The sequence below is a fragment of the Rhizobium sp. LC145 genome (assembly GCF_001005825.1).
GTDB lineage: Bacteria > Pseudomonadota > Alphaproteobacteria > Rhizobiales > Rhizobiaceae > Neorhizobium.
Genome location: NZ_LBHV01000002.1, coordinates 736,587 through 754,927, shown reverse-complemented (window position 1 = coordinate 754,927; position 18,341 = coordinate 736,587). Strand labels below are relative to the sequence as shown.

Below are 18,341 nucleotides of genomic sequence, written 5' to 3'. Positions count from 1 at the left end.
GCGCTCGGGTGTTGGTCCGGACCATGACCGATGAACGAACAAACGAAAGACCAGGCTTCCAGGCCCACCCGTGCGGGTGCGACGACCGACCTGCCGCATGACCGGATAACGGTCGCACGGTTTCGGGAGGCGTTTCCGCGTGCCCGTTGGAGCGACAGGCTGAACGCGTGGTTCGTGCCGGGTCGCACTGCCGAAAAGCGCATCAGCCGCTGGCTGGCCGAGATGGAGGCGGAGGCTGATAGATTCGCTGATGAGAAGGGCAGGGACGCGTTCGCCTTCGAGCCGATCGAAAGTCGCTATCTCGAGACGACGCCGACGGTCATTCAGATTCGGACGCCCTACTCCCGAACCATCGTCAATGAGATCCGGGAAATCTCGCATGCCCGCTGGGACGCCGATCGCCGGCTGTGGACCGTACCCTACCGGTCATTCGAGGAACTGCGGCTGCGATGGCCGGCGATCGAGACAGCGGCAGAGCGCAACGAGCCGGAAGCCCGGCGTGCACGGCGCGAAGCGATCAAGGGGACGCAAGAAGACGACGCATCCAAGGCGAGGATGAGGGAACGCCGGCGGAAGCGATATCCCGTTCCTGCCGATGATGCTCCGCCCTTCGAGCGCGCGATCGGCACGCATATCGGCGTCGTCTTCTTCATCGGAACGGACGGCGAGTTGGCCGATCCTGCGACGATCGGTACGTTCTACTTCCCCGCCGCAGATAGCGAGGAATATGCCTGGGCATCCTGGCGGCCGGGCTCGCTCGAAGAACTGGTGACGACCTGGCCCGCACGAACGCCGCCTAACAAGCGCGAGCTCAATAGGGGCTGGTGGATGCCGACGCTGGAGGAGTTGCGGATCGCGCGCCGCGACGCCAAATCCAGGCGACGGGCCAGAGAGCGCAAGGACAAGAAGGATGCTTCCGGTGAAAGACCAGCAGACAGCGCTTGAGGAGTTCCGAAGCCTGCAGCCGATCGCGCCGCGGGAAATGGTGGGGCTTTGGAAAGGACATGGCATCCCGACGGGGCACCCATTCGACGGAGTGCTCGAAAATCTTGGCTGGTTCGGCAAACGGTTCACGCCCGACATGCGCGCTGATGCCTTGCTGTTTCGATCGGGAGACCGGCGACTGGTCGCCGTTGATCCGAAGTGGATCCCGCTTCGGCTGACGTTGCGTTTCTACAGGATCGGCAGGATGCGCGCCGCGCGAAACATGTTTTCCTATCTCCAGCGTCGGCTGCGGGCGAGCGGTCCCGTCGCTTCCGTGAAGACAACCGTGTTTGGCGGCGTCGAGAGTGCGGCCATGATCTATGACGATCAACCCATCGTCGATCATTTCCGACGGATCGATGCGGAAAGGATGATGGGCGCGATGGCCATCAAGGACGACAAGCGGATCTACTTTTTCGAACTATCGCGGGTTGAAGGACCTTGAAAAACGGGCAGCCGGTCATCATCTATTGCTCACCACCCGTATCGATGATCGCCTTTGCCGAGCAGCTTGTCTGCCGCGCGGTCGTCCGGGTCCGACAGGGCGCTCCCCGCAAGGGTCGAGCGCCCTGTTCTTTTATCGGTCGGGTTTCCCAGGTCTCGGTGGCGTCATCTTTGGACAATGCCAAAACGGTCAGCCATGCGCAGCCCTGCCCACGCTTCTTAACGCATTGCCGAGAATCTCGAACAGGATCAATCCAAACTGAAGTGCGCCTCAATCTGGTCTGCCGGGAACGTTTTTGCAACTGCGCAAAGCGTGAACTGAGGCAGAACTCAGATCAGTGCCACGACCGCGGGTCCTAGACCGTCAGCAGAATGTGCCGATCGCAGAAGACGCGGTAAAGCTGAGCACCGGGACGTGGCTTTCTGCGGCGTCCCTTATTTCGAGACGCCGTTGCTGTTGTACGCGATTTTCCGTAGCGCTATCCGTTATTCCGGCTTTGGCGCACTTTTGAGCGGCAAATCATGTGTCTTCGGCTGCGGTGGCTCTGCCTGCAGATCTGCGAGCAGCGACGACACCGCATTGCTTCCGTTGGTTCCCTTCTGACCAAAAAATATATCGAAACTTTGGTCAGCGCGGCTGCATTCGTGGTCATCCTGGCAGAAAAGGACGGGCGAGGGCTTCGCGTCGTTCCATGGTGTCCAGACTTCGAACTCGATGCGTTGGCAAGTGGTCGCCGATCTGCTCACGGCCGCTATTTATACCATGTGGCAGCAAGGCCGTCCTTGACCCGACCCTGGCAAACATAAGATAGAAAATGGCGGCAGGTTTATGGATAGAGGCCAGCAATCTTGTGTTCCCAGCGGACGATTGACGTGCAGAATTCGCAGCCGACGAGGTCGTTGGAATCCAGAATCTATTCCGTCTATGCCGGCCTTTCTCCTTCAGAGCGCCGGCTGGCTGATGTGATGCTCGAGCATCAGATGGATCTCGCTCTCTATACGGCGGGCGAGCTCGCGCGCAAGGCGGGTGTTTCGACGGCGACCGCGGCCAGATTGATCCGAACCCTCGGTTATTCGTCTTATCCCGCCGCCAAGCGCCAGATACGCGAAGCAGTCCACTGGGGATCGCCGCAAGGCGGAGCGATCGATACCGCACAGCACGCCGCGGAAGTCCCGACTTTAGCGTCCGTGGTTCAGACCAATATCGACAATATTCGCGCCACTGCGGACGGGACTTCACCGGAAACGCTGGATGCCATCTGCAACGCATGCATCGCGGCGGAACGGATCTTCGTTGTCGGGATGCGCAACGGTTTTGGGCTCGCGCATTATGCGGCGCATTATCTTGGCCTGATCAAAAACGATGTGCGGGTTTTACCGGCAACCGGCACCTCGATGGCGCATGAATTGTCGGGCATTCGCGAGGGAGACCTCGTGATCTGCTTTGCTTTTCGTCGCCGGCCGCGCAAGCTTCCGCTGCTGCTGAACGAGATCCGCGCGGCCGGTGCTATCGCGGTTTTGATTACCGATATCAGCGCGGCCGAAAGTGCAAAGGCTGCCGATCACGTCATTCGATGCCGCTGCCATTCTCTGGCGGCATTCAACTCTTTCACCGCGGCTGCGACGATGATCGACTACATCTCCTGGACCGTTGCGGCGCGGCTGGGTGACATCAGCGTCGAACGGTTCCGCAGGATCGACCGAATGGTCGAACTGATCGACGATGTCGCCACGCCCAAACGGGAAACCGCGCGGCCGAAAGGTTAGGCTATCTGCAGGAAATCGCCGGCGCGCGATGGGAAAGCCCAACCGCGGTGCTTCGAGGGGGTAAACCCGGATGCCGCCAGCATCTCCGCCAGGCGGATGGCTGCCTCAATGCCGTCGATGACGGGAACGCCGAGCTCTTGCTGCAGCGCTGCAGCCAGATCCGCCATGCCGGCGCAGCCCAGAATGGCTGCCTCGGCGCCGTTCTCCATTGCTCGCGCAATAAGGCTGGATATTTTCTGGTGGGCTCCGCTTTCAGGCCGATGCAGATCCAGCACGGGAATGTCGCTGGCGAGAACCTGCGGGCAGCGTCGCTCGAATCCGTAGCGCAGGATGTTCATCTTCAGCGTCGGTACCGATCGCGAAAGGGTCGTGACGACACAGAATTCCTGGGCGATGAGGCTCGCGACATGGAGCGCCGCCTCGCCGACGCCGATGACGGGGCGATGAGACAGCGCACGCGCCGCATCCAGTCCTGTGTCGTCGAAACAGGCAATGACATGGGCACTCGCGCCCTCGGCCTCGGCCTGCTGAATGGCGCCTAGTAGGCCAGGCAGGCAGATTGCGCCGTCGAACGGGCCTTCGATCGCTGAAGGGCCATGGTTCGACTGGCGGATCAGGAGTTCGGTCGTCGGTGCGGCCGATCGTGCCGCGGCAACACCGATCGCCTGGGTCATTTCGGCCGTCGTGTTCGGGTTGATAACGGCTATTTTCATGCGGTTTCTTCAGCCCTTTGCCATTGCCGGGTGGGAACGGAATCGATCAACTGCTCATAGGGGATCGCGGCTGAGGTGAGATGACCTGCCATGATGCCCTCCTGCCAGCGGCGATAGCCATCCGCATCGATCCTCGGCGTCGTCCACATCCCGTGCGCAATGTAAGTCCGAGCGACAGACAACACGATGCTCAAGGGCAGGCTGGGGAAGGTCTCAGCGAGAAAACCGGCATAGGTCTCCGGATCTCTCGCCAATATCCATTCCATGCCTTGATTGAGGGCGCGCGCGAAACGCGCCTGGAGTTCCTGCCGCTGCGGGTCACTCTCGCCGAGCGCATAATAGACGCTCCACGGTACATTGCCTCCGGTGATGGCAAGCGGCTGCACGACATGGCCACGGGCTTCCACCTCCATCCGCAGCGCATTCGGGTAATCGACGATCAGATAGTCGCCCATGCCGCCGTGGAAGAGCTCGGCCAGCATGGCGCCGTCGAGATCCTGGATATAGCCAAGCTGGCCGGGATCGATGCCATGTTCGCGCAGGCACTGCTTGAAGAAGAGCCCGACGCTTGCGCCATTGCTACCCTTCATCAGAGCCACCTTGCCGGGCAGCCTATCCCATCGGAACTCGTCCTGTTTTTCTCGCCCGACGACCGCCAGCGGCGCGCGGGCGGCGATCTGGGCGAAGGGGGTGAAACGCGTACCGCGACCAAGATACATCGACGGCACCCAGATGCCGCCGAGGGCAGCCTGGGCGGTTCCCCGGCGGAGTTCCTCGAGCACCAGGTCCCAGGGGCACGGCACGCTGACGGTGACGCGTAGGCCCTCCGCCTCGAAGAAACCCTCTCGGGCTGCAATATAATGCGGAAGATAGTTCAGGCTCTGGCCGGTTGCGGCGACATGAAAATCGAACATATTCGCTCCTCAGGCGCTGCAGGAGAGCAGAGGAGCCGCGGCTGGATGCAGCGCCTTGCCGGTCTGTGGCGAATACCAGTTCACACCCGCGGCATCGTATCCCAGCGAAGCCCGTGTGCCGATCGCGACATGCGGATTGCCGGAGATACGCACGAAGACCAGATCCTGCCGCAAGAGGTCGCCGGATTGCCCGCCACCCGGATGCAAGACACGGCATCCGAGGATGACTTCGGCGCCAAGCTTCTCGACCACGCTAACCTCGACGGGAATGCCGGGCTGCTCCGCCGGTTGCAATCTCAGTCGTTCGGGACGCAGGCCGAGGATCAGTTCCTTGTCGGCCGGCAGTTGGCCCGGATGCGTAAAAGTGGCGCCGGCCTCGAGTGTCAATTGCTGTCCTTGCTGCCGGACGGGCAGCAGGTTCATGGGAGGCGCGCCGACGAAACGGGCGACGAAGGTATTCGCCGGATGCTCGTAAATCTCATCGGGCGTGCCGATCTGCTGGATCTCGCCGCGGTTCATGACGATGATCTTCGTCGCCATCGTCATGGCCTCGACCTGGTCATGGGTGACGTAGACGAAGGTCTTGCGTACGCGCTGATGCAATGTCGATATTTCCGAGCGCATTTGTGTGCGTAGCTTGGCATCGAGATTGGAGAGCGGCTCATCCAGGAGATAAAGCGACGGGTCGCGTACCAGTGAACGAGCCAGAGCGACACGCTGGCGTTGGCCACCGGATAGGCTTGCCGGGCGCCGGTTCATCAAGGGAGTGAGTTCCAGCTGCTCGGCGATCTGATTGGTGCGTTCAACGATATCGGGGCGGCGCATGAGCTTCCAGCGCATGACGCTGCTGACAAGCGGTATGTGATGCCATTTGCGGAACGCGTCCATCAGCAGCGGGAAGGCGATGTTTTCGCGCACGGTCATATGTGGATAAAGCGCATAGGATTGGAAGACGAAGGCGACACCGCGCCGGCTGGGCGTCCATTCGTTGACGTCCTCTCCATCGAAGCCGAGGGTTCCCGATGTGATGCCGGTCAGCCCGGCAATCATACGCAGCAGGGTGGACTTGCCGCAGCCCGAGGGACCGAGAAGGACGAGGAATTCGCCGTCGTCGATCGAGGCATCGAATTGTGGAATGACGGTGACGTCGCCGAAATTCTTGCTGACGCCTTTCATTGTGATCTGGGGCATTGGATTATCCCTTCACTGCACCGGCGGTGATACCGGCGACGATCTTGCGTTGAATGAGAAGGAAGAAGACGACGGCCGGCAGGCTGAAGATCAAGGCCGCTGCCATGACCGCCGAAAGCGGCGTCTCGTACTGACCGACGAAGGACGCGAGCCCCACGCTGGCCGGCCAGAGGTCTCTGTCCATCAGGAAGGTCGCGGCGAAGAGATACTCGTTCCAGCCGGCGAAGAAGGAAATCACCGCGGCCGCCGCCATGGAAGGCGCGATGATCGGCAGGATGATCATCGTCAGCACGCTGATGCGCGGGCAATTGTCGATGACGGCCGATTCCTCGATTTCGTAAGGAACGGCATCGATGGCGCCCTTGATGATGAAGGCGGCCACCGGCAGCGAGAAACCGACGTTCGCCAGCACCAGCCCGAATAGGCTGTTGAGAAGGCCGAGCGTGATGAACATGGCGTAGAGCGGCACGAGGATCAGCGCCTCGGGAACCACCTGCGTCATGAACATCAGGAAGCCCAGGATGCCCTTGCCGTGGAACTTGAAGCGGCTGAGGGAATAACCGGCAAGGGCGCCGAGCACCAGGCTGAGGACGGTGGTTCCGACCGCGACGATGCTGGTATTCATCAGCCAGCGCATCAGCGGCAACTGGGCGAGTTCGGCGATCATGCTCGGCAGGTTGGCAAGCTGTGGCCACGGCACCTGGCCGCTGTTGTAGAGCTCGGAATTCAGCGAAAGCGCGGTCGTCGCCATCCAGTAGATCGGAAAGCCGCCGAAAACCGTGAGCGCCAGAACAAGAAGGATATGCAGTAGCCGGGTCGGAATCTGATGGACATTGTTCATCGCGAACTCATTTTCTGGCGGCGGTGATTGAAGAGGGCATGGATCGCAGCGACCGAGAGCGCCAACATCAGGCCGACTACGCCGTAGGCGCTGGAGAGGCCGAGGTCATGGTTCTCGAAGGCAACTTGCCGCAGCTTGACGATAAGGGTGCTGGTGCTTCCGACCGGGCCGCCGCCTGTCAGGAGATAGATGATGTCGAAGCGACGGATCGACCAGACCATGACGAGCAGGGAAACGAGCTGCAATGTCGGCAGGATGTGGGGCAGTGTCACGGACTTGAAGACGTTGAGCTTGTCGGCTCCGTCCACCACGGCTGCCTCTTTCACCTCTTCCGGAACGGATTGCAACGCCGCCAGCATCACCAGCATGACGAAGGGAGAGACCTGCCACACGGTCACGAGAAGGATCGACGGCAGCGCCATCTCGGTGCTGGTCAGCCAGGAAACCCGTTCGAGGCCAAGACCGGTGACGATCGTGTTGAGGATGCCCGACCGCTCGTTGAATATCCAGAGCCACACGAGCGCGGCGGCGACATTGGGAACCGCCCAGCCGAACAGCAGGATACCGCGCACCAGCGTTCGCCCGGGGAACGGCCGGTTCAGCGCGAGCGCTGCGACCAGGCCGACGGCAACACCGACGATGACTGCCATGACGGAGTAGATCAGGGTGATCTTCAGCGTCGTATAGAAATCGGGATTGTCGAGGAGTCTTTCGTAGTTCCGCAATCCAATGAAAGTGCTGCGGTTCGGATTGGCAAGCCGCGTGCGGGTCAGGCTCAGATAAATCTGCTTGCCGAGCGGCCAGAACATGAACACCAGCAGATAGAGCGCTGGAGGTATGACGAAGGCATAGGGCAGAAGTCCATTCAGCCGCCTGCGGGCTGTGGATGTTCGCGCGGAGTATGCTGGGACGGCCAACGGCCGCTCCAGCAGGGTTTGTTCGGTCATGACCCAATTCCTTTCAAGCAGCGGCTTGTTCGTCAGAACATGCCGTCGACTCTTTCCTGAGCCTTTGCGAGCGCGGCGGCAGGGTCGGTTCCCTTGATAAGCACTTCCTCGACGGCCTCCATGACGGGACGCATGATCTGGGTCGTCTCGACCTCGTAGCCGGGAATGAGGACCGAGCGTGTCTTCGGTGCAATCTCAGCGAAGACGGGAGCCCAGGGGTTGGCGGCGACGAAATCTTCGGTCAGCGGCACGTCGGTTGCCAGCATGTCCGGACCGGACGCCTTGCGTAGTTCGGTCTGACCTTCCTGGCTCATCAGCCACTTGAGGAAGTCCTTGGCTTCGTCGGGATGTTTGCTGTTGGCGTTGACGACGACGTAGATCTGCTGATGGGCGCCCGGATTGGGAAAGGGCAGGGGTGCCGCATGCATGTCGGCGCTCTTGATCGTGCCCCCGGAACCAATGTTGAGCGTTCCGCCCGAGTTGTCGATGCTGAACCCGACCCGACCTTCCTTGAAGCGCGTGCGCTGGGTCGGCATGTCGTCGCCGACAGGGATGACCTTCGCATCGTACGTCTTCTTGAACTCGGTCACGGCCTTGACCGCTTCGGGCGTGTTGATTGTCAATTTGCCCTTGTCATTCACCCAGTTGGCGCCATAGCCATAGGCCCAGCTTTGGAAATCCATGTAGAAGCCGGAGAAGTCGTTGATCTGGTGGCGCGAGGTGAAGCCGATCGCGCCCGTCTTGTCCTGCACCGCTTTGGCGTTTTCGATGAGCTCGTCGATGGTTTTCGGCACGGCAGCACCGGCCGCCTCGGTCAGCTTGCCGTTATAGATCAGCGCGTAGGCAGCGCGCTGCCAGGGGACGCCAAGCGTCACGCCGTCGACGATGCCATTCTTCGCCGTGTCATTGAGCGTGACATCTTCGGTCGCGGAGCCGACATCGACGAGAAGGCCGGCATCGGCCAGAGCGAAGAAGACGCCTTCCTGGATGATCGCCACGTCAGGTCCCTGGCCGGCGCCGAACTCGGTCATCAGTCGGTCGCCATAATCCTTCGACGGTATACCGAGGGATTCGAGCTGCACATTCGCAGCGTGGTTCTCATAGGTTTTAACCGCCTTCCACAGCGCGTCGCCGCGCAAGGCGTCGAGCCATTGGGAATTCGAGACGACGAGGGTCACCTTGCCCTGCGTCGCGGCAGGTGCTGCCGCGGCGAATGCCATGATGATGGCGCAAGCGCCGGTTAGCCGGGAAATTCTGTTCATTTTCGTTCACCTCTTTTGTTTATTTATTTGTTTTTGTTCGATTTATCGTGGTTCTTGGATCATGCCTTGACGCGGTATGGCGTCAGGGGCGTGTTGCAGCTGAGGTTCTCGCAGCCGTCGTCGGTGACGAGATAGCAGTCGCCGACATTGCAGCCCGCCACCAGCGGATCCAGCCACTGCGAATGCAGGACGAAGGTCATCCCTTCCTCTAGCCGGTCATGATTGTTGGAGGCGATGTTGTAGGGTGTGAACTTGGCCATCGAGACGGAGTGGCCGACATTGGGATTATGCGGGCCTTTGGTCGCCGGATAGACATGCATCAGCCGGCGTCCCTGCCGCTCCCAATCGGGGTCAGCCACATAGCTGCGCGGGATCTGGCGGGGCGATCCGTCTTCATTCGATTGCCAGTTGTAAGGCATCGTTCGACTGTCGGCCGATTTCAGGTATCCGCGGCGGATATAGGGCTCGAACGATGCGTTGGCGACTTCGGAGACCAGCACGCCCGGGCGCACGCGCGATGCCGCGGCCTCGACGCCTTCGACGCACATCTGCAGGACTTCTTCCTGTTCGTCGGTGATGTCGCCGACTGCGATCATGCGGGCGATCTGGGCGGAGTAGCCGTGATAGCTAACGCTGGAGATATAGAGATTGACGAGATCACCGGGGCTGACGACATGTCCATAGGGCTTGCCGCAATGGGTGCCGAAGCGATTGACTCCGATCTGGTAACCATCCCCCCATTCGCCGCCCCGGGCCATTTGGGCATAGGTGAAGGCTGCGTAGATCTGATGATCGGTGATGCCGGGACGGGTCACGTGATAGGCGGCCTGTATGCCGATGTCGGCAAGCTGTGCTGCCGCCCGGACGATGGCCTGCTCGCGCTTGCTCCGCCGCCGCTGCATTCGCTCGATGATGCCGGCATCGGGAACGAAACGGCTGCGTGGCAGCCGGGTTTTAAGGCCCTCCCAGTAGGAGGAGGAGGTGGCGTCGCCGAAGAGGCCGATCTGGCTGCAGGCAAATCCCCGTCCTTCCAGATGCGTGGCGACCGCCTCGACGACACGGTCGACGGCGCGGCCGGGCCGATTATAGGTTTCGCGCCCCCAGGTGCCGATCTGCCAGATGTCGTCGACGAGCACGGGTTCGCCGGCAGGGGGCAACAGAACGGAACTGCTGAAGAAGGAGAACAGCGTCATCGGCAGGTCTTCGTCCGTCGGAATGACGAGCACACCCTCGCGCATCCAGTCGCAGATGTAGCGCAGGTATGAATTCGACACACGGTAGGAGCCGATGGAGTCGGCATGGACGAGGATGAGGTCATGGCCGGCCATGGTGGCCTCGCGCCGGATATGACGCAGACGTTCGGCGAATTCCTCCTCCGGCAACGGATTGACGGGCTCGAATTCGAAGCTTGGCCGGAACCCGTCGAGAAGGGTTTCGGGGGAAAGTGATGCGAGAGCGTAATCGGACCTTGTGAGCATTCATATGGTTCCTTTTTTTCAATTAAGAGCGCATCGGCCAGTCTTTGCAATAAATATTTCATGAAAGGAAAATCGCATCGCAGGAGGGCTGTAAAAAAATTCAGGCCCGGAGCGGCCTTTCTTTCATGAGTTTTATCGGTCGAAGGCGATAATTATCAGAAATAATTGGCATAACGAGCTGTGCTATTGCCTGGGAGACTTAGAAGAAAATGCCGCAAGACGAAATATTTTTTACAGCGTTTTTTTTAAAGGCTGGCATCCACTCAGCCGTGCTTGCGGGTGGACATGATGGGCTTCCTCGTCGGTTGTGGTCGCAGCCGCAACCATGGCGTAGTGTTCAAGGTGGCGATGAAGCTCGGAGACATTTGCTTCGCAACCCGGAGCGGGTGGCGGGCGAGCGCATCCGAACATTTCAACGGTGGGAACGCCGATCTAGAGCTTCCGGTCGTGCGGCAACCAAGGGAGAAGCGGATGATGAAGACAGTGCGTCCTCTTGCCAGCATATGGTGCGTGAAATGCTCGACCGGCGCCGCCGCCTATGTCCGAAAACTTCCAGCGGCCATGGGCCTGAACGTGATCATAGTCAAACCAAACGAAGGATCACCGCTTCGACACGGGTCTCTTCTCGGGCCTGACAGCGACGGGAGCGCGTTGTTCGCCTATCTGGCGGCGGCGGGGCGGCCTGTCTCCTGCGATCTTTCGACGGAGGCTTCAGGCGGAGTTGTCTCGCCTGTCGATGGCGCACGGATCCTCATCGAGGACGTCGCAGTTTCGCAACCGTCTAACTCGGTATGGCGAAGACTTCGAGGCGCTTCGCCATGCCATCTCGCGCCGCGCCTTCTCAGTCCACAGGCAGGAGGTCTGAAGGGATATTCTGATAGCTGACCGGACGCAGGAACCGACGGATGGACATGGTCCCGACGCTCGTCGCGCCGAAGTTGGTGCTGGCCGGGTAGGGGCCGCCATGAACCATCGAATCGACCACCTCAACGCCGGTGGGAAAGCCATTGGCCAGTACGCGTCCGGCCTTGCGTTCCAGAACCGGCATCAGCTTACGGGCATCGGCGACATCGTCCTTGTCCACATGCAGGGTGACGGTGAGCTGCCCCTCAAGACCCTTTGCCAGATGCACCATATCGTCAACCGATTTCACCCGAACGACGACCCCGAGCGGGCCGAACACTTCTTCACCAAGCGTATGGTCGCTGAGGAAGGCTTCGCCCGTTGTCTCGTAAAGATTGGGCGAAGCCTCGCGTCCCTTGCTTTCGGTCGTAAGGATAGGGCTGACGGAATTGCGGCTGTCGAAACGGGTCTTGCCGTCCTGATAGGCCTTGGCGATGCCGTCGGTCAGCATGACCTGCGGCGAAACCTTTTCCAATGCACTGCGGGTGGATCGCACGAAACTGTCGGCATCCGGACCGGCAATCACCACCGCGATGCCAGGATTGGTGCAGAACTGGCCTGCTCCCATGGTCAGCGATCCGGCCCAGCCCTCACCGAGCGACGTTGCACGTGCCTTCATGGCTTCCGGCAGCAGGAACATTGGATTTACCGAACCCAGTTCGCCGAAGAACGGAATAGGCTCGGGACGCTGTGCACAAAGATTGAACAGGGCGCGGCCACCGCCAAGCGAACCGGTAAAGCCGACAGCCTTGATGAGCGGATGGGTGACAAGCGCTTCGCCGACCTTGCGATCGCCGCCCTGAATGAGGCTGAACACCCCCTTTGGCATGCCGGTCCTGGCGATGGCGGCATGAATGGCTTCAGCTACGATCTCGCCGGTTCCCGGATGCGCCGAATGACCTTTCACCACCACAGGGCAGCCCGCGGCAAGCGCGGCCGCCGTGTCGCCTCCGGCCGTGGAGAAGGCAAGGGGAAAATTGGAAGCGCCGAAGACCGCGACCGGGCCGATCGGACGCTGCATCAGGCGGATTTCCGGACGCGGTGCCGGCTTACGATCAGGCAGGGCCTCGTCAACGCGACGATCGAGATAGTCGCCCTTGCGGATATGATTGGCGAAGAGCCGCAACTGGCCGGTAGTTCGTCCGCGTTCGCCTTCGATCCGAGCGGCAGGCAAGCCGGTTTCCTGGGTGCAGATTTCAGTGATATCGGCAGCGCGCGTTTCGATTTCATCGGCGATTGCGTCGAGAAACGCAGCGCGTTCGTCGCGCAACGTATAGCCATAGATCCAAAACGCTTCTTCTGCGGCCTCACAGGCCTTCTCGACATGAGCAGGTGATCCGACCGAGAAACTGTGGGACATCCCGTGAGCGGGCGCCGACTGGAAGATGCTTTTGCCTTGGACCCATTCGCCAGCAATCAGGTGCATTCCATGAGGGACAAACGTCATCGTTTCCGTTCCTTTATCGTGGGGAGGTTCCTATGCGACGGGAGGCAATCTCTGCCCCTCACAGAGAGCGTCGCCCCATCTTGGCCGAGGCGACGCGCCGCTTATACCACGTCAGCGCTTATATGGCGCGATCAGCTCAGCCATCATGTCTTCCTCTTCGGCGGAAAGATCGCTCAGAGGTGGCCGGACCGGGCCTGCATTGAACCCCTGGATTCGTACGCCAGCCTTGATCGCGGAAACCGAATAGCCCTTGGCTCGGTTCCGGATCGCCATAAATGGATAGAAGAAATCCAGCAGGATCCGTTCGCACTTGGCACGTTCGCCGGCACGCAGGGCATCGTAGAATTCTACCGCAAGCCCCGGCACGAAATTGAACACCGCCGAGGAGTAGGTGGTAAAGCCTGCCCCCAGGTAAGCCTCGGCAAAAAGCTCGGCAGTCGGCATTCCACCAAGATAGGTCAGCCGGTCACCCATTTTCGCGGTGATCTGACGGACGAGCCCGATCTCGCCAGTGCCATCCTTAAAGCCGACCAGATTGGGGCATTCATCACAAAGCCGGGCGAGAGTATCGGCCTGGAGGACCGAGTTGTCGCGATTATAGACCATGACGCCGATCGCCGTGGCCTGGCAGACGGCCTTGATGTGATGATAGAGGCCCTCTTGCGGTGCATCGATCAGATAATGAGGCAACAGGAGTATCCCGTCCGCGCCCGCCTTCTCGACAGCATTCGCGAGCGAAACGGCTACCTCGGTACCGTAGCCGCAGCCGGCTACGATCGGAGTTGCGCCTGCCGCTGCCTTGGCCGCCTTGACGACCGCAGGAACCTCATCCGGTGCAAGCGAGAAGAACTCGCCCGTTCCACCCGCGGCAAAGAGTGCTGCGGCTCCAAAGCCTGAGAGCCATTCGACATGCTCGCCATAACTGTCGGGATTGAACTTTCCTTCGGAATTGAAATGGGTGACCGGGAACGACAGAAGGCCGGCCCCGAGGGTTTGTTTGAGAGTCAAGAAATCCATGAATGGCACAACCTTTTCTGATGACCGTTACAGCCCGGTTATGCCTCTTTGAGGATACATGTCAATAGAGTTATTATGATAAGTTTGTATCGTCGTTCAGATAGGAGCGGTAGCGCTGTTGACTTCCTGCGAGATGAGCGCGCATCGCTTCCCTTGCTGCCATCTGATCACGATCCGTGATGGCTTTGACAATCAGGCGATGCTCCTCGTGGAGACGCTCGAGATAAGCAGGAGAGGCGGCGCCCGGTCCCTCAAGAGCGGCACGTGGGATCATCTCGGCTCCCAGTGATTTCAGTATTTCGATGAAGCGACGGTTGTTGCTCGCTTCCGCGATCGCGAGATGGAAAGCGAGGTCGGCATCAATGGTCGGCTTTCTTTCTCTGATGCGCTTTCCGATTTCCTGATGGCAGCGGATGATCGCTTCTTCCTGAAGAGGCGAGCACCGCGCTGCGGCGAGATAAGCTGCTTCCACCTCAATCGCCGTACGGAGCTCCAAACCTTCGACAACCGAGGAAATCCGACTAGCGTCTATTCCGCCCGACACCGGATCAATCGCAGCGGCTGGTTCTACTACAAACACGCCGGCTCCTCGGCGCGGATCGACCAGGCCTTCCTCACGCAGATGGGCAATAGCCTCGCGGATGACAGTCCGGCTCACACTGAAACGCTCGATCAACTGGGCTTCACTTGGCAGTTTCTCGCCAGGCGCCGGATTGCCGCCGAGTATGCCCTCTTTGAGCGTGTCGTGGACATGACGTGTTAGCGTCCCGTAACGCCGACGAATGTTGTCGCCTGATATTCTTTCCATGCTCGGTGACCGTTCTTATTTACCACCTCTCTCCTACCTCGATGACACACGATATGAGCTATACTCGCGACTTTTGAGGTTCGGAAAGTTATGATGATACGTAGAGCGGTATCGTGGACAGGATGTCAAGCCGGCTCTGCCAGTCGCTGACTGCTGGTGCTCACCTCGAGGGTCTGGATAGTGCGGACCCGAGCGACCTTAACCTTGCGGCAGATTCCATATCAAGGCGTGTCCGCTACAGAGCGTACACTCGCTGCACGTTGCCGGGCTCCGTTCAATTCAGCCAGGGATTCGCCGGAAGCCAACCTTTGTCGCCATTCCACCTCCCTCCGTTCATCGGCTAATGCGAGTTCGATCAAGTTTTGGATGTCGACGCCGGAGACGTCGAGCCGAAGAACACCATTCATGTCTCCGAAAAGAATGTCGCCGGTCGAAATGGCGACCCCTCCGAGCGAGATAGTTCCAAATAGTTCTGCGCCGGGCAGGCCAAGTGCTCGCGTCGTGATCACGCTCGTGCCTCGAGCATAGATCGGCAACCCAATCGTCGCGAGTTCCTCAATATCCGTGACGACCCCATCCACCACGATGCCTGCCGCCCCGGCGTGAAACGCGGCACGTGCGACCATCTCACCGACACATGCGACCTGATGATCGCCCTGTCGATCGATGACGAGGATATCACCCTCACGAAGCTCATCGAGCGCGAGATGAACCGGCACGCCATCCGGGAGTGGTTGCTTGACCGTCAAGGCGCGTCCGACCATACGCTGCACGGGTACGAGCGCACGGATTCCCGATGATATGGAACCGGAAGCAAGATAATGACCGAGAGAAGCAGGCTGCACCTGCGCTAGTCTGTTGAACAGGTCGGCGTCATCGGACACTGCTGCGCGCGGATGCAAAATCATCATGCTTGCCTCCGCGTATTGAGGGCGATGTTAGCCGCGTGTTCGCAACCTTGATGCAGAAAGCCCAGATCATTGCCGAGAAGAAGCATGTCTCCGCCTTCGGAAATCAGTTCCTGTGCCTTGGCGCTCTCGGCTGGAAAGCAGGGCAGCATCACTTTGATTCCGCGTGAACGGCATTTGGCAACGAGCTCACGCATTGCCGCCCGCACCTGCGGATGGTTCATCGCGTAGTCCACTTCGATTCCGCGGGAGAGGGCATAATCCGCTGGACCGAAATGGACCGCATCGATCCCCGGAACATCGAGTATGTCCTCGATCTCCTCGAAGAATTCGAAGCTTTCGGCCATCGGAATGATCAGCGTTTCGCGGTTCGCCTGCTCGGTATAGGAGGACCAGTTAAAACCGGGTCCTCCATAGCCGGCGGAACGGACGGAACTATCCCCACCGCGCCGTCCGAGCGGGGGAAATTTGGTCGCGGCAATGATTGCCCGCATTTGCTCTGCAGTATGGACCTGGGGAACGATGACACCTGCCGCCCCAAGTTCGAGCGCCTTGCGCAATCCCACCGCACCGCTGTCGGGCACGCGGACCAGGGGAGAGATGTTTGCAAGCCGTGCCGCGAGGACCATGCGCTCCATGGGCAAATCGAGGCCCAGCACCGTATGCTCGGCATCGATGAATACGAAATCAAGCCCCATCCGTCCCGCGATTTCGACCGCAGCGGGCGCCCCGGAATAGACGTTAATTCCAAAAACGACTTCGTTTGCCTGGAGTTTCTGTTTCAAGGCCGAGTTGTCGAACATTGCATCAGACCGCACTGGGCATCGCGCAGATCCGGTAGTCCTGCGGCCTCCTGTCTCGGAAAGGGTGGACCTCGTAAACGCCGGGCTCTCGGATGATCGACTTAACGCGGGCACTCTCGATATCTATATCGACCGAGAAGATGCCATCCTCCATGCCTGCATTGATGATTTCGCGACCATCGGGCGAAATGACATGGCTGGATCCCATGAAGGCCATCCCCTCGTCTACGTCATTGCGGTTCACCGCCAACAGGAACACGAAGTTCTCGGCAGCCCTCACTGTCGTGAACAGATCTGGCAAGATGCGCGCCGCTTCAGGCCAGGCTGCCGGAAGTACGATAAGATCGGCACCTTCCAGCGCCAGTGTCCGCGCAACCTCCGGAAACCGGATTTCGTAACAAATGGCGACGCCGATCCGTCCGATGGGCGTATCGAATACCGAGGGCCCTTCGACTTCGGGAATTTCCGCGAACCGGTCGCCGATCATGAAAGGCAGGTGCATTTTATGATGCAATCCAATTATGCCTTCAGGGCCGATGACAGCCGCCGTATTGAGCGCCTGGTCGCCTTTGGCCTGATAGAAACCCACCACGACCAATATTCCTGTCTCACGTGCTGCGGCCAGGATCGGCTCCAGATCGCCGCGCTCGATATTGATGGCCGCGTCAAGCAGGCTTTGGCGATCATCGAAAGAGCCGCCGGTCAGGAAGCATTCGGGAAACGCAATAAGCTGTGCGCCGTCCGCTGCCGCCTCGCGGACCTTCTGCGCAACAAGGCGCGTTGTGGCGACGGTATCGCCATGGATCGGTGGAAATTGGGCAAAGGAAATCTTCATGAGCAAATCCGGTCAGGTTGGAGCCGCACACGGCACGCCGTGTGCGGCTTGGTCTTTCAGTTAAGGGAGAAGCCAACTGCCTCGAATACAGTCTTGGTGAGCTGCGGATCGAAGGTTTTGGCGTATTTCTCGATGACGGGCTTAACCGCCTTCTGCATCTCGGCCAGGGCGGTCGGGTCAGGCTCGGTCACGACGTTGCCGGCAGCGCGTATCTTGTCGAGTGCCGTGGTCTGCGCATCGCGCGAGATCTTGCGCTGTTCAACGGCGGTCTCTCGTGCAACGTCGATGATCAGCGCCTTTTCGTCGTCGTTAAGCTGATCCCAGAACGGCTTCCCGATCAGCACGATCTGAGGGTTGTAGTTGTGGCGAGTAACAGTGATATATTTCTGCACCTCATAATACTTCGAACCGAGCATGAAGGGTGCGGTGGTCTCCTGGCCGTCAACAGCTCCGGTCTCGAGCGCAGTGTAGAGCTCGGTGATTGCCAGTGGCGTCGGGTTCGCCCCGAGAGCCGCCCACATGTCCGCCAGCAATGGATTCTGCTGCACCCGAATCTTCAGGCCGGATATGTCGGAGAGATCATGCACTTCATGCCGGTTGTTCGACAGAAGACGGAAGCCTTGCTCCCAGAAGGCGAGACCAACGACGCCGTGGGCGGGCAGCTTGTCGATCAGCTGCTTACCCAAATCTCCGTCGAGCAGGCGATCCATGACGTCCACGTCCTGATAGATGAAGGGTAGATCGAAGATCCCGAAATCCTTCTCCTGGGCGATCATGTTACCGGCATTCCAGACCATCATCTCCACGACGCCACCCTGGAGTGCCGAGAGCACCTGCACGTCACCTCCCAATACGCCGTTCGAAAAGACGCGCGCTTTGAGCTTGCCGCCGCTGCGTTCGGCGAGCTTCTCGGCGAAGATATGCATCCCCATGACCGGAGGCGTGCCTTCCTGCCCGGTCGCCGCAAACTTGATCGTGCGAGTTTGGTACTCCTGTGCCTCGGCGCCGCCGACCAGCAACGCAAAGGCGATGGCCATTCCAACAAATCGTTTCATTTTACTCCCCTTTTGTTGGTTGAG

Annotated in this window: 17 protein-coding genes; 3 read left to right on the top strand and 14 right to left on the bottom strand. The window is 59.9% G+C overall.

What is annotated here, in order from left to right:
• The first annotated feature begins 30 nt into the window (after positions 1 to 30).
• The 3 genes from YH62_RS08185 (at position 31) to YH62_RS08175 (ending at position 3,195) form a co-directional block, all read left to right on the top strand.
• On the top strand, positions 31 to 945 hold the full coding sequence (locus tag YH62_RS08185) for a hypothetical protein (protein WP_046793642.1): 915 nt from the start codon (positions 31 to 33) through the stop codon (positions 943 to 945).
• On the top strand, positions 911 to 1,429 hold the full coding sequence (locus YH62_RS08180) for a DUF4334 domain-containing protein (RefSeq protein ID WP_046793641.1): 519 nt from the start codon (positions 911 to 913) through the stop codon (positions 1,427 to 1,429). The genes YH62_RS08185 and YH62_RS08180 overlap by 35 nt, the downstream gene beginning before the upstream one ends.
• Before the next feature lie 899 nt (positions 1,430 to 2,328).
• Complete coding sequence (locus YH62_RS08175; RefSeq protein WP_245282061.1) at positions 2,329 to 3,195, top strand: MurR/RpiR family transcriptional regulator; 867 nt, start codon at positions 2,329 to 2,331, stop codon at positions 3,193 to 3,195.
• Here YH62_RS08175 and YH62_RS08170 read toward each other — a convergent pair.
• The 14 genes from YH62_RS08170 to YH62_RS08105 form a co-directional block, all read right to left on the bottom strand.
• Positions 3,192 to 3,908 (bottom strand): aspartate/glutamate racemase family protein, encoded by a 717-nt coding sequence (locus YH62_RS08170; RefSeq protein ID WP_046793640.1) that lies wholly within the window; start codon positions 3,906 to 3,908, stop codon positions 3,192 to 3,194. The two genes, YH62_RS08175 and YH62_RS08170, sit on opposite strands and share 4 nt — an antisense overlap.
• Positions 3,905 to 4,822, bottom strand: a complete 918-nt coding sequence (locus YH62_RS08165) for an ABC transporter substrate-binding protein (protein WP_046793639.1) — start codon at positions 4,820 to 4,822, stop codon at positions 3,905 to 3,907. The genes YH62_RS08170 and YH62_RS08165 overlap by 4 nt, the downstream gene beginning before the upstream one ends.
• Positions 4,823 to 4,831: 9 nt before the next feature.
• The gene (locus YH62_RS08160) at positions 4,832 to 6,013 is read right to left on the bottom strand and encodes an ABC transporter ATP-binding protein (protein WP_046793638.1); all 1,182 of its coding nucleotides are present in this window, start codon (positions 6,011 to 6,013) and stop codon (positions 4,832 to 4,834) included.
• A gap of 4 nt (positions 6,014 to 6,017) precedes the next feature.
• Complete coding sequence (locus YH62_RS08155) at positions 6,018 to 6,854, bottom strand: carbohydrate ABC transporter permease (RefSeq protein WP_046793637.1); 837 nt, start codon at positions 6,852 to 6,854, stop codon at positions 6,018 to 6,020.
• Positions 6,851 to 7,801 carry a sugar ABC transporter permease gene (locus YH62_RS08150; RefSeq protein WP_082118294.1) on the bottom strand — a complete coding sequence of 317 codons (951 nt, stop codon included), beginning with the start codon at positions 7,799 to 7,801 and terminating at the stop codon, positions 6,851 to 6,853. The genes YH62_RS08155 and YH62_RS08150 overlap by 4 nt, the downstream gene beginning before the upstream one ends.
• A gap of 32 nt (positions 7,802 to 7,833) precedes the next feature.
• Positions 7,834 to 9,063, bottom strand: coding sequence for an extracellular solute-binding protein (locus tag YH62_RS08145; protein WP_046793636.1), 1,230 nt, complete (start codon positions 9,061 to 9,063; stop codon positions 7,834 to 7,836).
• 59 nt (positions 9,064 to 9,122) lie between these two features.
• Entirely contained in the window at positions 9,123 to 10,541 is a 1,419-nt protein-coding gene (locus YH62_RS08140) for a Xaa-Pro peptidase family protein (protein WP_046793635.1), read from the bottom strand.
• Positions 10,542 to 11,382: 841 nt separating this feature from the next.
• Positions 11,383 to 12,891: an aldehyde dehydrogenase (NADP(+)) gene (locus tag YH62_RS08135; RefSeq protein ID WP_046793634.1), complete on the bottom strand. Its 1,509-nt coding sequence runs from the start codon at positions 12,889 to 12,891 to the stop codon at positions 11,383 to 11,385.
• Positions 12,892 to 13,002: 111 nt separating this feature from the next.
• The gene (kdgD, locus tag YH62_RS08130) at positions 13,003 to 13,908 is read right to left on the bottom strand and encodes a 5-dehydro-4-deoxyglucarate dehydratase (RefSeq protein WP_046793633.1); all 906 of its coding nucleotides are present in this window, start codon (positions 13,906 to 13,908) and stop codon (positions 13,003 to 13,005) included.
• 73 nt (positions 13,909 to 13,981) lie between these two features.
• Positions 13,982 to 14,716 (bottom strand): FadR/GntR family transcriptional regulator, encoded by a 735-nt coding sequence (locus YH62_RS08125; protein WP_046793632.1) that lies wholly within the window; start codon positions 14,714 to 14,716, stop codon positions 13,982 to 13,984.
• Positions 14,717 to 14,937: 221 nt separating this feature from the next.
• Positions 14,938 to 15,627, bottom strand: a complete 690-nt coding sequence (locus tag YH62_RS08120) for an RraA family protein (RefSeq protein ID WP_245282060.1) — start codon at positions 15,625 to 15,627, stop codon at positions 14,938 to 14,940.
• A complete protein-coding gene (locus YH62_RS08115) occupies positions 15,624 to 16,409 on the bottom strand; it encodes an aldolase/citrate lyase family protein (RefSeq protein WP_245282059.1) in 786 nt (261 codons plus the stop codon). The genes YH62_RS08120 and YH62_RS08115 overlap by 4 nt, the downstream gene beginning before the upstream one ends.
• A gap of 22 nt (positions 16,410 to 16,431) precedes the next feature.
• The gene (locus YH62_RS08110; protein WP_046793630.1) at positions 16,432 to 17,262 is read right to left on the bottom strand and encodes a carbon-nitrogen hydrolase family protein; all 831 of its coding nucleotides are present in this window, start codon (positions 17,260 to 17,262) and stop codon (positions 16,432 to 16,434) included.
• A gap of 56 nt (positions 17,263 to 17,318) precedes the next feature.
• Complete coding sequence (locus YH62_RS08105; protein ID WP_046793629.1) at positions 17,319 to 18,317, bottom strand: DctP family TRAP transporter solute-binding subunit; 999 nt, start codon at positions 18,315 to 18,317, stop codon at positions 17,319 to 17,321.
• Positions 18,318 to 18,341 lie beyond the last annotated feature (24 nt).

Bases quoted from the DNA above. Each gene is read 5' to 3' on its own strand.
- YH62_RS08185 (WP_046793642.1), top strand. From the start codon at position 31: ATGAACGAACAAACGAAAGACCAGGCTTCCAGGCCCACCCGTGCGGGT.
- YH62_RS08180 (WP_046793641.1), top strand. From the start codon at position 911: ATGCTTCCGGTGAAAGACCAGCAGACAGCGCTTGAGGAGTTCCGAAGC.
- YH62_RS08170 (WP_046793640.1), bottom strand. From the start codon at position 3,908: ATGAAAATAGCCGTTATCAACCCGAACACGACGGCCGAAATGACCCAG.
- YH62_RS08165 (WP_046793639.1), bottom strand. From the start codon at position 4,822: ATGTTCGATTTTCATGTCGCCGCAACCGGCCAGAGCCTGAACTATCTT.
- YH62_RS08160 (WP_046793638.1), bottom strand. From the start codon at position 6,013: ATGCCCCAGATCACAATGAAAGGCGTCAGCAAGAATTTCGGCGACGTC.
- YH62_RS08155 (WP_046793637.1), bottom strand. From the start codon at position 6,854: ATGAACAATGTCCATCAGATTCCGACCCGGCTACTGCATATCCTTCTT.
- YH62_RS08150 (WP_082118294.1), bottom strand. From the start codon at position 7,801: ATGACCGAACAAACCCTGCTGGAGCGGCCGTTGGCCGTCCCAGCATAC.
- YH62_RS08145 (WP_046793636.1), bottom strand. From the start codon at position 9,063: ATGAACAGAATTTCCCGGCTAACCGGCGCTTGCGCCATCATCATGGCA.
- YH62_RS08140 (WP_046793635.1), bottom strand. From the start codon at position 10,541: ATGCTCACAAGGTCCGATTACGCTCTCGCATCACTTTCCCCCGAAACC.
- YH62_RS08135 (WP_046793634.1), bottom strand. From the start codon at position 12,891: ATGACGTTTGTCCCTCATGGAATGCACCTGATTGCTGGCGAATGGGTC.
- kdgD (WP_046793633.1), bottom strand. From the start codon at position 13,908: ATGGATTTCTTGACTCTCAAACAAACCCTCGGGGCCGGCCTTCTGTCG.
- YH62_RS08125 (WP_046793632.1), bottom strand. From the start codon at position 14,716: ATGGAAAGAATATCAGGCGACAACATTCGTCGGCGTTACGGGACGCTA.
- YH62_RS08120 (WP_245282060.1), bottom strand. From the start codon at position 15,627: ATGATGATTTTGCATCCGCGCGCAGCAGTGTCCGATGACGCCGACCTG.
- YH62_RS08110 (WP_046793630.1), bottom strand. From the start codon at position 17,262: ATGAAGATTTCCTTTGCCCAATTTCCACCGATCCATGGCGATACCGTC.
- YH62_RS08105 (WP_046793629.1), bottom strand. From the start codon at position 18,317: ATGAAACGATTTGTTGGAATGGCCATCGCCTTTGCGTTGCTGGTCGGC.